The following is a 12,354-nucleotide window of genomic DNA, read 5'->3' as shown; positions in this document are numbered from 1 at the left end:
AATAAAAGCGCCGATGTATGACAATACGTTAGTGATAGGCCAAAATAGGCGCTCTGATTTTCACACTGTCATCATGACTACGTTACAACGATAAAAAGGAGCTGGCTGTGGCTATCACCGTATCGATCGAGCTGAACCGGGAACTCGAAATACCGGGCGGTTACGACGAAGTGTTCGATCTGTTGGCCGATGTGCCCCGTTCTGCAAGTCACTTCCCGAAAGTGGACAAGCTGGTCGACCTGGGCGACAACACCTACCGCTGGGAAATGGAAAAAGTGGGCGTCGACAAGCACGCCATCCAGTCCGTGTACGCCTGTAAATACGCCGCCGACAAAGACAACGGCAGGATTACCTGGGAGCCGGTGAAAGGCGAGGGTAATGGTGTGGTGCGTGGGTCGTGGACGGTGAAAGCCGCAGGCGACAAGGCCACCGCGGTGAAATTCCAGACCAGCGCCGAGCTTACCGTGCCGCTGCCGAGCCTGCTGAAGCTGGCCATCAGCCCGGTCATCAAGCATGAGTTCAACAGCCTGGTGGACACCTACATGAACAACCTGAAGAAAGCCTTCTGAGCGAGTCGGCTATCAACGCCATAAAGCCCATTGTGGGACTCCGGGATTCAGAAAAGGTATAATCCGCGAATCATCAGTTTCCGGCATTTTGCCCATTCATGACTTGGAGTCCCCATGGCCGAACGCAAGGCTCGGGTAGAAAGAAATACCCTCGAAACCCAGATCACCGTTGAGATCAATCTGGACGGTACCGGACAGTCGTCCTTCGACACCGGTGTGCCGTTTCTGGAGCACATGATGGACCAGATCGCCCGCCACGGGCTGGTGGATCTGAACATTGTCTCCAAAGGTGACCTGCACATCGATGACCACCACACCGTGGAAGACATCGGTATCACCTTGGGGCAGGCCTTCAAGCAGGCGGTGGGTGACAAGAAAGGCATCCGTCGCTACGGCCATGCCTATGTGCCGCTGGACGAGGCGCTGTCCCGAGTGGTGATCGACCTTTCCGGCCGTCCTGGCCTGATGATGGACGTTCCTTATACCCGTGGTGCCGTCGGCGGTTTTGATGTGGACCTGTTTGAGGAATTCTTCCACGGCTTCGTGAACCATTCCATGGTGACCCTGCACATCGATAACCTGAAGGGCAAGAATACCCACCACCAGATCGAAACGGTATTCAAGGCTTTCGGCCGTGCACTGCGCATGGCTATCGAGATGGACGAGCGCATGGCGGGCATTACCCCGTCGACCAAAGGCTCTCTGTAAACGGTCATCCAAGGACACCGCATCAATCATGAAAACCGTTGCCATCATCGACTACGGCATGGGCAACCTGCACTCTGCCAAAAAGGCGGTCGAGCACGTTGCCCCTGACGCCACCGTACTGGTCACTGACAACGCCGACACCATCCGCGAAGCCGACCGGGTTATCTTGCCCGGGGTTGGCGCCATCCGCGACTGCATGGCCGAGATTCGCCGCCTGGGTGTCGATACCCTGGTGCGTGAAGTGTCGCAGGACCGTCCGTTCCTGGGCATCTGCGTGGGCATGCAGGCACTGATGTCCCGCAGCGAAGAGAACGGTGGCGTTGACTGCATCGGGCTGTTCCCCTCACAGGTGCGCTATTTCGGCGACAACCTGACCGAGCGCGGTGAGCGCCTGAAGGTGCCTCACATGGGGTGGAATGAGGTCTACCAGACCATCGATCATCCGCTCTGGCACGGCATTCCAGACGGCGACCGTTTCTACTTCGTGCACAGCTACTACGCCGAGGCCGAGGGCAACGCCGAGATTGCCGGCCGCAGCCACTACGGTGTGGATCTGGCCGCTGCGGTGGCGAAAGACAATATTTTTGCAGCGCAGTTCCACCCGGAGAAAAGCGCCCGGGCGGGGCTGCAGTTACTGAAAAACTTTACTGACTGGACCGGAACATGCTGATTATCCCCGCCATTGATCTGAAAGACGGCAAATGCGTTCGCCTGCGCCAGGGTCGCATGGACGATTCCACCGTATTTGGTGACGACCCGGTTGATATGGCGACCCGCTGGGTGGAAGCCGGCGCCCGCCGCCTGCACCTGGTGGATCTGAACGGCGCGTTCGCCGGTGAGCCGGTGAACGGCGAAATTGTTCAGGCCATCGCCCGCAAGTATCCGGACCTGCCGATCCAGATCGGCGGCGGCATCCGTTCTGCCGAAACCATTGAGGCCTATCTGAAGGCCGGCGTGCAGTGGGTCATTATCGGTACCAAAGCCGTGAAAGAGCCCGAGTTCGTCACCGAGATGTGCAAGAAATTCCCGGGCCACATCATCGTGGGGTTGGACGCCAAAGACGGTCGCGTTGCCACCGACGGCTGGGCCGAAGTGTCGGAAGTGATGGCCACCGATCTGGCCAAGCGCTTTGCCAACGACGGCGTGGATTCCATCGTCTACACCGACATCAGCCGCGACGGCATGATGCAGGGCGTGAACGTGGAAGCCACGGCGGCGCTGGCGGAAGCCGGCGGCATTCCGGTAATCGCCTCTGGTGGCGTTACCAACATGGACGACCTCAAGCGCCTGGCCACCGTGGCTGACAAGGGCATCCTTGGCGCCATCACCGGTCGCGCCATCTACGAGGGCACGCTGGATGTGGCAGAGGCCCAGGCCTACTGCGACAGCCTCAAGGCATAAGGATACCGACGATGGCACTGGCCAAACGCATCATTCCCTGCCTCGACGTGGACAAGGGCCGCGTGGTCAAAGGCGTAAACTTCGTGGATATCCGCGACGCCGGCGACCCGGTGGAAGTGGCCCGCAAGTACAACGAGCAGGGCGCAGACGAGATCACCTTCCTGGACATAACCGCCAGCCACGAAAGCCGCGACACCACCTACGAAACCGTGGAGCGCATGGCCAGCCAGGTGTTCATTCCGTTGACCGTGGGCGGTGGCGTGCGCACCGTAGACGATATCCGCAAGCTGCTGAACGCCGGCGCTGACAAGGTCTCCATCAACACCGCGGCTGTGTTCAATCCGGAGTTTGTCCGCGAGGCGGCCGAACGCTTCGGGCGCCAGTGCATTGTGGTAGCCATCGACGCCAAACGAGTGTCGGCGGAGGGGGAGGCCCCGCGCTGGGAAATCTTTACTCACGGCGGCCGTAAGCCTACCGGCCTGGACGCGGTGGAATGGGCCAGGAAAATGACCGAGCTGGGCGCCGGCGAGTTGTTGCTGACCAGTATGGACCGGGATGGCACCAAGATCGGTTTTGATCTCGGGCTCACCCGTGCGGTCAGCGATGCGGTGTCGGTACCGGTGATTGCCTCCGGCGGCGTAGGCGAGTTACAGCATCTGGCTGACGGTGTAACCGAGGGCGGGGCGGATGCGGTGCTGGCGGCGTCGATCTTTCATTTCGGCCAGCACACGATTCCGGAAGCGAAGGCTTTTATGAAAGCGCAAGGTATTGAAGTTCGCGAGTAAACCGTAGGTCGGATTAGGCTACGCCGTAATCCGACAAGCCAAGACCAGGCATCGAAACATTACTCACTTTTAGCGTAAGCGGGCCGAATGGTCTGCTTTTCGCCTTCCGCAAACATCGGGCGGTTGTTGTTCCTCATCGCCCACAGGCCGCTTACGGTGGCCACCGCAATTCCCTGCTCATCCAGCAGCGGCAGATGCTTCTCCAGATAGTCCACGGTCACCGTGTGTGGGTGGCCGATGCCAACGGCGCTTCCGTTCTCCTTCGCCCGCTTGATCAGCAGTCTGAACTGCCTGTCCACGTATTCCTCGGTCTGTTCATGGTCCAGAAACACGTCCCGGGTGAGGGTGGGGATGCGGTAGGCGTCGGCAACCTCACCGGCGATGGAGGAGGCAATGGTGCGGCTGTCGACGAAATAGACCGGGTAGCGGTCCAGCTCGGACATAACCCAGTCCATGGGCGCCAGCTGTTGGGTAAGCAGGCTGCCCATGTGGTTGTTCACGCCCTTGACGTGGGGAATCGACTGCAGCGCCCGGCGCAGCGTGGTTTTCAGGCTTTGCGCGTCCATGTCGGGCGTTAGCCCGCCCGGGCCCAGCCCGAAATTGCGGGTGTTGGCCATGGGGGCGTGCAACATGATTTCCTTGTGCCGCTGGTGGGCAAGCTTTGCCAGCGTCTCGGTATGTCGGCGATAGGGCAGAAAGGCGAGGGTGATCGGCTGTTCCAGGTTCACCAGCCGTGTGCCCTCGTGCAGGTTGTGCCCCATGTCATCGATGATGATGGCAATGGTGGGTGGCATCTGCCCGTCGTTCTGCTCGACGGGCGTTTGCGCACTGACGGAGGTTGCCAGCACTGCGGTGGCAACCAGGGTAAGGAGCTTGTTCAAGGGCATTAATCCGTGCTGCTGGCCTGATCCGATCCGTTCTCGCGTCTGTCCAGGATCCGCAGTCCCTTGAGCAGGTTCAGTGCTGAACGCAGCTGGTAATCCCGTTCGGCAGCCGAGGCGTTCTGCTGTTCCTCGGCCGTGGTCTCTTCGCCTTCGCCCTGGCCTTCCAGGTGGCCACTGAGATCCGCTTCGGTGAAGAAGGGCTGGCCATCGAGTTCCTGGAGTTCGGCGGGTTTGACTTCGATGTCAGGCTTGATGCCCTTGGCCTGGATGGAACGGCCATCTGGCGTGTAATAGCGGGCGGTCGTCATCTTGATGGCATGGGTCTCGTCCAGAGGAATAACGGTCTGTACGCTGCCCTTGCCGAAGGACTGGGTGCCCATCACCACCGCGCGCTGATGATCCTGCAGCGCACCGGCCAGAATTTCCGACGCCGAGGCCGAGCCGCCGTTGATCAACACCACAATCGGGGTGCCTTCCATCAGGTCGCCGGCCTTGGCGTTGAAGCGCAGGCGGGAGCTCTGGATACGACCTTCGGTATAGACAATCAGGCCTTCGTCGAGCAGGGCATCAGCCGCTTCTACCGCGGCCTGCAGAATGCCGCCCGGGTTGTTGCGCAGGTCGATCACCAGACCGTCGAGGTCCTTGCCATAGTCTTCCTCCAGGGCGGTCAGCGCATCGACAAACTGGGTGCCGGTGTCTGCCTGGAACTGGGTGATGCGCACATAGCCATAACCGTTATCAATCAGCCGGGACTTGATGCTGGTAACCTTGATGATGGCTCGCTCCACATCGATGACGATGGGCGCGCTTTCGCCCTCGCGCATGATGGTCAGGCTCAGCACCGTGCCGGGTTTGCCCCGCATGAGTTTGACGGCTTCCTCAAGGGACATACCCTTGACCGGCTTGTCGCCGAGCTTGATGATCAGGTCGCCGGCCTGAACGCCGGCTTTCTGTGCGGGGGTGTCGTCGATCGGCGCAATCACTTTGACGAACCCGTCTTCCATACCGACTTCGATGCCCAGGCCGCCAAATTCACCGGAGGTACTTTCTTCGAGCTGTTCGTAATCTTTCGGAGCCAGGTAGGTTGAGTGCGGGTCAAGTTCGGACAACATGCCCTTGATGGCGCTCTCCAGCAATGTCCGGTCGTCCACTTCCTCAACGTAGGCATCCTTGATGCGGGCGAACACTTCCGTGAACTTGCGCAGGTCCTCCAGCGGAAGCTGTTCTTCCGGATCGGGCAGCTGGATCTGCACCCGCTCGCCATTCTGCACGCCCTGCAGCAGTTCTTCTGTCCGGTCATCGGCTTCCTGACCCTGGACAAGGCCCGGAAGTGCAATAAAGCAGGTAATCAGAGTCAGTGCGCGGATGGTTGCGGCGTGTTGTGTACTTCTGGCCCGTCTCATTCACTTATCCTGTGTTTATTCCGATGGTTGAACAGTTTTCTGCCCGTTCGGACAGTATGGCGGTACTGTCGGGGTTTGTCAGCCCTTGGCCGTGCCGGACGAGACCGGGCTCACCTGGCCAGCCACGAGCGCGGATTGACCGGCTTGCCGTTGTGTCGGATTTCGAAATACAGCGCCGGATCGTTGGTGCCACCGGTTCGGCCTGCGGCGGCAATGGGCTGGCCTGCGTCTACCCAGTCACCGGGGCTGGTGAACAGGCTGCTGCTGTGGCCGTACAGGGTCATGTAGCCGTCGCCATGATCCACAATGGTGATCAGTCCAAAGCCCCGCAGCCAGTTGGCAAACACCACCCGGCCGTAATGCACGGCGCGGATGTCCGCCCCTTCGGCGGTGTTCATCAGCAGCCCGTTGCGGCGCAGTTTGCCTTCGGCGTAGGGGGTTCCAAAGTCACTGAACACGCGGCCCCGGGCTGGCCATGGCAGTTTTTGCCGCAGTGACCTGAACGGTTTTGACTCGTTGGGAGCGGGAATGCTGGCAATGGCTTCCTCCACTTCCCGCAACAGCTTTTCCAGGCGCTCGCGGTCAGAGACCAGTTCCTGCCGTTCCCCCCGGCGATTGCTGATCTGGGCATTCAGTGCTGCCAGGGTTTCTTCCCGCTTCGATTTGTTCGCGCCCAGCTGTTGCTGGCGTTGCTCGACGTCCTGCTCCAGCTTGCTCAGGCGAACCCGGGTGGCCTGAACATCCTGGCGGGTGGCGCGCAACTGGCGGAGATTCTCATTGAACACCTCGAGCCGCCGCACGGTGTCGCGGCTCAGATACTCGTAGTAGGTCATGGTGCGGGCGATTTTGTCCGGATCAATCTCGTTGAGCAGGACTTTCACCGCAGGGGCGTCCCCCTCCATCCAGGCGGCGCGGATCTGCTTTTTCAGGCTTTCGCGCTGGCTTTCAAGGGTGCGGGTAAGGGTGGTTTCCTGCTTCTCCAGCGTCTTCAGGCGTTGCAGCTGTTCTTCTGCCTGGCGGCGAAGGTCTCGCCGTTCCCGGGTCAGCCGGCCGATATCCCGTTCGATATCGGCCAGCTGTTGTTCCAGGGACGAGCGATCGTCTTCGGCGTCTGCCAGCCACTCATCAATATCGGCGATCTGTTCCTTCAGCGCCTTGATCTGAGCCGGCGTCACTTCTTCCTCGGCCAGTGCCGGCAGGGCACCGCAAAGCAGTGCCGCTGTCAGCAGCCAACGGGGCAGGCACCGCTCAGTCAATCGATATCTACCAGGCTGTGCCCGGTCATTTCCGCTGGCTGGTCAAGCCCCATCAGGTTGAGCAGGGTCGGAGCCACATCGCTCAGGCTGCCGTCGTCTTTCAGGTGAACATGGCGGGGGCCGGTGTAAACCAGAGGCACCGGGCCAATGGTATGGGCGGTATGGACCTGGCCGGAGTTCGGATCGGTCATCTGTTCGCAGTTACCGTGGTCGGCGGTAATCAGTGCCTCGCCACCGACTTCGTCGAGTGCTTCGACGATGCGTTTGACGCAGTGATCCAGACACTCGGCGGCCTTGATGGCAGCGTCGAGCTTGCCGGTGTGGCCGACCATGTCGCCATTGGCGTAGTTACAGATCACCAGGTCGTACTTGCCGCTCTTGATCGCTTCGACCAGTTTGTCAGTGACCTCCGGTGCGCTCATCTCCGGCTGCAGGTCGTAGGTGGCGACTTTGGGTGACGGCACCAGAATGCGGTCCTCCCCTTCGAAGGGCGTTTCCAGCCCGCCGTTGAAGAAGAAGGTAACGTGGGCGTATTTCTCAGTTTCGGAAATCCGCAGCTGGGTTTTGCCCAGGCTCGAGACATATTCCCCCAGGCCGTTCACCAGCTGCTCCGGCGGGTAGGCGCAGGAGGTTTTGATGTCGGCGGCGTACTCGGTGAGCATGACAAAATCCGCCAGCTCCGGGTGCTTGCGGCGATCGAAACCCTCGAAGTTCCGCTCCACAAAGGTGCGGGTCATCTCGCGGGCACGGTCGGCGCGGAAATTCATGAACAGGACGGCGTCGCCGTCGTTGATGGTGCCTTCCGCTTCGCCGGCGCTGTGAATTCGGGTGGGCTTGACGAACTCGTCGTTCTCGCCGCGCTCGTAGGCCTGCTCCAGGGCGGAGACCGGGTCCGCCGCGGTGAACTCGGCCTCGCCCAGGGTCATCAGGTTGTAGGCGGCTTCGACCCGGTCCCAGCGGTTGTCGCGGTCCATGGCGTAATAGCGGCCGACGATGGAGGCGACACGCCCGACGCCCAGGCTCTTCAGCTTGGCGGCGGCCTTTTCCAGCGATGGCCTGGCGCTGCGCGGCGGCATGTCGCGGCCATCCAGGAAGGCGTGAATGTAGACTTCTTTTGCCCCGCGGGCCGCAGCCATTTCCGCAGCAGCCAGAATGTGTTCTTCATGGCTGTGTACGCCGCCCGGCGACAGCAGGCCCATCAGGTGAACCGCCCGGCCGCTGCCCACGGCCTTGTCGATGGCGGTGCACAGTACAGGATTCTCTGCAAAGGTGCCGTCTTCCAGATCCTTGTCGATGCGCGTCAGGCTCTGGTAAACCACACGGCCGGCGCCGAGGTTCATGTGACCCACTTCGGAGTTGCCCATCTGGCCCTGGGGCAGGCCCACGAACATACCGGAGGTGTTGATCAGGGTTTTCGGCTGGTGCTGCCAGAGCTGGTCCCAGAACGGGGTATTGGCGTTGCTGATGGCATTGTCGTCAGCCGGGTCACGGTGGCCCCAGCCGTCCAGAATTATCAGTGCAGTCGGCTTACGCGTCGCAGTCATCACTTGATCCGGTATGGTTTTGAAGTTTGAAAAGAGACGTGCAGATTCTAACCGTTTTCATTCCGTCAGGCCACGTAGGTCTGCCTTCTGTCACCGCAACAGGGTGTGTATAATCCCGCCAAACTAATTAACTGGGTGTTTTCATGGACAGGTTTATTGAATTTGCCGTCAACCACTACATTCTGGTGTCGCTGTTTGTAGCGTTTCTGCTGGCGATTCTGGTGCTGGAGTCCCGCCGTGGCGGGCAGAAAATTTCAGCGCAGGGTGCGGTAAGCCTGATCAACCGGGATGAAGCCGTAGTGGTGGATATCCGTGACCGCAAGGATTTCGGCGAGGGCCGTATTACCGGCTCGGTGAATATCCCGCTGAACGCCATTAAGAGCCGCGCCAACGAGCTGAAAAAGTACAAGGGTAAGCAGATCATTGTGGCCGACAAGATGGGCCAGCACTCGGCCATGGCGGTCAAACAGCTGAAAGCGGAAGGATATGAGAACGTGGTCCGTCTCAATGGTGGCATTGCAGACTGGAAAAGCAGTAACCTTCCCCTGACCAAGAAGTAAAACACTGAATAATACGAAAAGGATTGAACATGGCTGAGAACCAGCAAGGCGCCGCGGGCAGCGAAAACCAGAACCAGCCGCAATTCGCGCTGCAGCGTATCTACGTGAAGGATCTGTCCTTCGAATCACCGAACTCCCCGGTGGTGTTCCAGGAGCAGTGGAAGCCGCAGGTGAATCTGGACCTGAACACCTCTCACAACAAGGTCAGCGACAACCAGTACGAAGTGGTGCTTTCCCTGACGGTGACCGCCAAGATGGGTGAGAAGGTGGCCTACATTGTCGAGATTCAGCAGGCCGGTGTATTCCTGCTGCAGGGCATTGAAGGGCCGCAGTTGGGCCAGATGCTCGGCGCCTACTGCCCGACCATTCTGTTTCCCTATGCCCGCGAAGCCATCGACGGCGTGGTGAACAAAGGCAGCTTCCCGGCCCTGATGCTGGCGCCGGTGAACTTCGACGCCATCTATGCCCAGGCGCTCAAGCGCAAGCAGGAAGAAGGCGCGGGTGACGCGAAAGAAGAGCAGACGCACTGAGACCGCCTCAGTTAGCTGCGAACTAAAAAACCGGCGAATGCCGGTTTTTTTATGCCTGGCGACTGCGGCTCAGACGGCGCCTTCGAACTCCATCTGGCGCCAGGCTTCGTAGACCACCAGGGCGGCGGTGTTGGACAGATTGAGGCTGCGGCTTTGCGGTCGCATGGGCACTCTCAGGCGCTGTTCCGCGGGCAGCGATTCGCGAATATCTGCCGGCAGCCCCCGGGTTTCCGGGCCGAACATCAGGTAATCCCCGTCCCGGAACCTGGCCTGGTGATACGGGTTGCTGCCCTTGGTGGTCAGGCCGAACAGCCGTGCAGGGCGCTCACTGTCCAGAAACGCCGGGTAATTCCGGTGCACTTTCACCGTGGCGTATTCGCTGTAGTCCAGCCCCGCCCGACGCATCTGCTTGTCCTCCAGGGTAAACCCCAGAGGCTCAATCAGATGCAGCTGACAGCCGGTGTTGGCACAGAGACGGATGATGTTGCCGGTATTCGGCGGTATCTCCGGCTCGTACAGCACCACATGCAGCATGGGCTCAGCGCTCGACGGCGAGGGCTACGCCCATACCGCCGCCGATGCACAGCGTGGCCAGTCCTTTTTTCGCGTCACGTCGCTGCATCTCATGCAGCAGGGTGACCAGTATGCGGCAGCCGGACGCGCCGATGGGGTGGCCGATGGCGATGGCGCCGCCGTTCACATTGACCTTGCTGGTATCCCAGCCGAGATCCCGGTTCACCGAGATGGCCTGTGCCGCAAAGGCTTCGTTGGCCTCCATGAGATCCAGGTCGTCCACGCTCCAGCCCGCAAGCTTGAGGCAGCGCTGACTCGCCGGGATCGGGCCGGTGCCCATGATGGTCGGATCCACGCCGGCATTGGCGTGGGCTTTGATGGTCGCCAGCGGCGTCAGGCCCAGCTCCTGTGCCTTTTCGGCACTGCAGACGATGACCGCCGCGGCGCCATCGTTCAGTGAAGATGCGTTGCCGGCGGTCACCGTGCCATCTTTCTTGAAGGCCGGTCGCAGCTTGCCAAGGCCATCAGCGGTCACCCCGTCACGGGGATTCTCGTCCTTGTCGATAACCAGCGGGTCGCCTTTGCGCTGGGGGATGCTGATCGGCACGATCTGGCTGTCGAAATAACCGGCGTTACGGGCCGCCACGGCTTTCTGCTGGGAGGCGGCGGCAAACTCGTCCTGCTCGTCCCGGCTGATGCCGTATTTCTCGACAATGTTCTCGGCGGTGATGCCCATATGGTAGTCGTTGAAGGCATCCCACAGTCCGTCTTTGATCATGGTGTCGACCATGCTCCAGTCACCCATGCGCTGACCGTTGCGACTATTCGGCAGCACGTGTGGTGCCTGGCTCATACTCTCCTGGCCGCCGGCAATCATCAGTTCGGCATCGCCGGTACGAATTGCCTGCACCGCCATGTGAACAGCTTTCAGGCCGGAGCCGCACACCTTGTTGATGGTCATGGCCGGCACAGACGCGGGTACGCCGGCGTTGATCGACGCCTGACGGGCGGGGTTCTGGCCGACACCCGCGGTCAGCACCTGCCCCAGTACCACTTCGTTGATTTGCTCGGCGGGTATACCGGTCTCATCCAACAGGGCCTTGATAACGGCTGAGCCGAGCTGGTCGGCACGCAGGCTCGACAGGCCTCCGCCGAAACTGCCCACGGCAGTCCGTTTGGCGGCAACAATGACGACATCACGCATAATTTTTCTCCGGTTCGGGAGGCGCGGTGACAATGCTCCGCGCCTGCAGGGAAGTCATTACCGACATTGTATCGGAAAGGAGGAAAGCGACCAAAGCGATGAAAGTGGTAGAGGATGCCTTCCAAATCAGGGCGGGGTTGGGGGGATTGGCCCAAAACCGTGCGGAGCCATGGATGGCGGAGCCGAGCGTACAGGGAGGTATTCACAGCGTGTTTTGGGCCAATCCGCCCAACTTCGCCCGGGCGGCCAAGCACTACATGTTCAAACTACGGCCACCGTCGACGGCAATAATCTGGCCAGTGATAAAGGGCGCATCGCAGATCAGGAAAGCAATGGTGGCCGCGATGTCGTCGGGGTTTCCGGTTCTGGCCAAGGGGGTTTTGGACAGGATGGCCTGCTGGTGTTCCTCATCCACCTCGCCTTCGCCTTCCGGCCAGAGAATGGCGCCGGGGGAAACACCGTTGACGCGAATCGCCGGCGCCAGGTCTTTCGCCCAGGAGCGGGTCAGGGCCGCGAGGCCGGCCTTGCTGCTGCAATACAGCGGGTGGTCGGCCAGGGGCTTCTCGCTGTAAATGTCGATGAGGTTGATAATGGCCCCCCCGGTCTCACGCAGCGCCGTCAGGCAGGCCTGGCCAAGAAAGAAGGGCGCCTGCAGGTTGGCGCTCATGATGGTGTGCCAGTCGTCCAAGGTCGCGGCCTCGGTGGGGTTGGGGTAGAACACTGAGGCGTTGTTGACCAGGCCATCCAGCCGGCCCCAGGCGGAGATCGCCGCGCCGGCCAGGGCGGTCACTTGCTCGGGTTTGCTCAGATCCGCCTGCACTGTCGTTGCAGAGCCCGGGCGTTCGCCGTTAAGCCGGTCCGCCAGGGTTTGCGCCTGCTCACCGCGGGAGCGGTAATGGATTACCACGTTCCACCCGCGGGCATGCATCACCTCTGCGGTGCGGGCGCCCAGGCGGTGGGCGGCGCCGGTTATCAGGGCGACGGGGGATCTGCTCAT

The 12,354-nt window shown here is 60.8% G+C and carries 14 protein-coding genes; 7 read left to right on the top strand and 7 right to left on the bottom strand.

Annotated elements, in window-relative coordinates; translation table 11 throughout:
- Window positions 1-107 precede the first annotated feature (107 nt).
- From DYI22_RS11490 to hisF, 5 genes are all read left to right on the top strand, one after another.
- Window positions 108-569 (top strand): SRPBCC family protein, encoded by a 462-nt coding sequence (locus DYI22_RS11490; protein WP_213478192.1) that lies wholly within the window; start codon window positions 108-110, stop codon window positions 567-569.
- Between the two features lie 114 nt (window positions 570-683).
- On the top strand, window positions 684-1,277 hold the full coding sequence (gene hisB, locus DYI22_RS11485; RefSeq protein ID WP_213478191.1) for an imidazoleglycerol-phosphate dehydratase HisB: 594 nt from the start codon (window positions 684-686) through the stop codon (window positions 1,275-1,277).
- 28 nt (window positions 1,278-1,305) lie between these two features.
- Window positions 1,306-1,947 carry an imidazole glycerol phosphate synthase subunit HisH gene (hisH, locus tag DYI22_RS11480; protein WP_213478190.1) on the top strand — a complete coding sequence of 214 codons (642 nt, stop codon included), beginning with the start codon at window positions 1,306-1,308 and terminating at the stop codon, window positions 1,945-1,947.
- On the top strand, window positions 1,941-2,678 hold the full coding sequence (gene hisA / locus DYI22_RS11475) for a 1-(5-phosphoribosyl)-5-[(5-phosphoribosylamino)methylideneamino]imidazole-4-carboxamide isomerase (RefSeq protein ID WP_213478189.1): 738 nt from the start codon (window positions 1,941-1,943) through the stop codon (window positions 2,676-2,678). The genes hisH and hisA overlap by 7 nt, the downstream gene beginning before the upstream one ends.
- 11 nt (window positions 2,679-2,689) lie before the next feature.
- The gene (hisF, locus tag DYI22_RS11470) at window positions 2,690-3,463 is read left to right on the top strand and encodes an imidazole glycerol phosphate synthase subunit HisF (RefSeq protein WP_213478188.1); all 774 of its coding nucleotides are present in this window, start codon (window positions 2,690-2,692) and stop codon (window positions 3,461-3,463) included.
- A 59-nt stretch (window positions 3,464-3,522) separates the two neighbouring features.
- Here the strand turns inward: hisF and DYI22_RS11465 are convergent, their stop codons facing one another.
- The 4 genes from DYI22_RS11465 to gpmM all read right to left on the bottom strand — a co-directional run bounded on the left by DYI22_RS11465 (window position 3,523) and on the right by gpmM (window position 8,550).
- Window positions 3,523-4,311 (bottom strand): divergent polysaccharide deacetylase family protein, encoded by a 789-nt coding sequence (locus DYI22_RS11465; RefSeq protein WP_323132904.1) that lies wholly within the window; start codon window positions 4,309-4,311, stop codon window positions 3,523-3,525.
- 38 nt (window positions 4,312-4,349) lie between these two features.
- Window positions 4,350-5,750, bottom strand: a complete 1,401-nt coding sequence (locus DYI22_RS11460; protein ID WP_228300982.1) for a S41 family peptidase — start codon at window positions 5,748-5,750, stop codon at window positions 4,350-4,352.
- A 110-nt stretch (window positions 5,751-5,860) separates the two neighbouring features.
- Window positions 5,861-7,006 carry a murein hydrolase activator EnvC family protein gene (locus DYI22_RS11455; RefSeq protein WP_228300981.1) on the bottom strand — a complete coding sequence of 382 codons (1,146 nt, stop codon included), beginning with the start codon at window positions 7,004-7,006 and terminating at the stop codon, window positions 5,861-5,863.
- Window positions 7,003-8,550: a 2,3-bisphosphoglycerate-independent phosphoglycerate mutase gene (gene gpmM / locus DYI22_RS11450; RefSeq protein WP_213478186.1), complete on the bottom strand. Its 1,548-nt coding sequence runs from the start codon at window positions 8,548-8,550 to the stop codon at window positions 7,003-7,005. The genes DYI22_RS11455 and gpmM overlap by 4 nt, the downstream gene beginning before the upstream one ends.
- A 143-nt stretch (window positions 8,551-8,693) precedes the next feature.
- Here gpmM and DYI22_RS11445 point away from each other — a divergent pair, with 143 nt between their 5' ends.
- Window positions 8,694-9,110, top strand: a complete 417-nt coding sequence (locus DYI22_RS11445; RefSeq protein WP_213478185.1) for a rhodanese-like domain-containing protein — start codon at window positions 8,694-8,696, stop codon at window positions 9,108-9,110.
- Between the two features lie 29 nt (window positions 9,111-9,139).
- Window positions 9,140-9,640, top strand: coding sequence for a protein-export chaperone SecB (secB, locus tag DYI22_RS11440; protein WP_213478184.1), 501 nt, complete (start codon window positions 9,140-9,142; stop codon window positions 9,638-9,640).
- A gap of 69 nt (window positions 9,641-9,709) precedes the next feature.
- Here secB and trmL read toward each other — a convergent pair whose 3' ends face one another.
- From trmL to DYI22_RS11425, 3 genes are all read right to left on the bottom strand, one after another.
- Window positions 9,710-10,174: a tRNA (uridine(34)/cytosine(34)/5-carboxymethylaminomethyluridine(34)-2'-O)-methyltransferase TrmL gene (trmL, locus tag DYI22_RS11435; protein ID WP_213478183.1), complete on the bottom strand. Its 465-nt coding sequence runs from the start codon at window positions 10,172-10,174 to the stop codon at window positions 9,710-9,712.
- 4 nt (window positions 10,175-10,178) lie between these two features.
- Window positions 10,179-11,357, bottom strand: a complete 1,179-nt coding sequence (locus DYI22_RS11430) for an acetyl-CoA C-acetyltransferase (RefSeq protein WP_213478182.1) — start codon at window positions 11,355-11,357, stop codon at window positions 10,179-10,181.
- A gap of 253 nt (window positions 11,358-11,610) precedes the next feature.
- Window positions 11,611-12,354 carry a pteridine reductase gene (locus tag DYI22_RS11425; RefSeq protein WP_213478181.1) on the bottom strand — a complete coding sequence of 248 codons (744 nt, stop codon included), beginning with the start codon at window positions 12,352-12,354 and terminating at the stop codon, window positions 11,611-11,613.

Origin of the sequence: Marinobacter lipolyticus, from assembly GCF_018424605.1 — a bacterium.
In the GTDB taxonomy this organism is placed as follows: domain Bacteria; phylum Pseudomonadota; class Gammaproteobacteria; order Pseudomonadales; family Oleiphilaceae; genus Marinobacter; species Marinobacter lipolyticus_B.
Note: the sequence above shows the minus strand (reverse complement) of the source record. Positions and strands in the feature narration are given on the sequence as shown.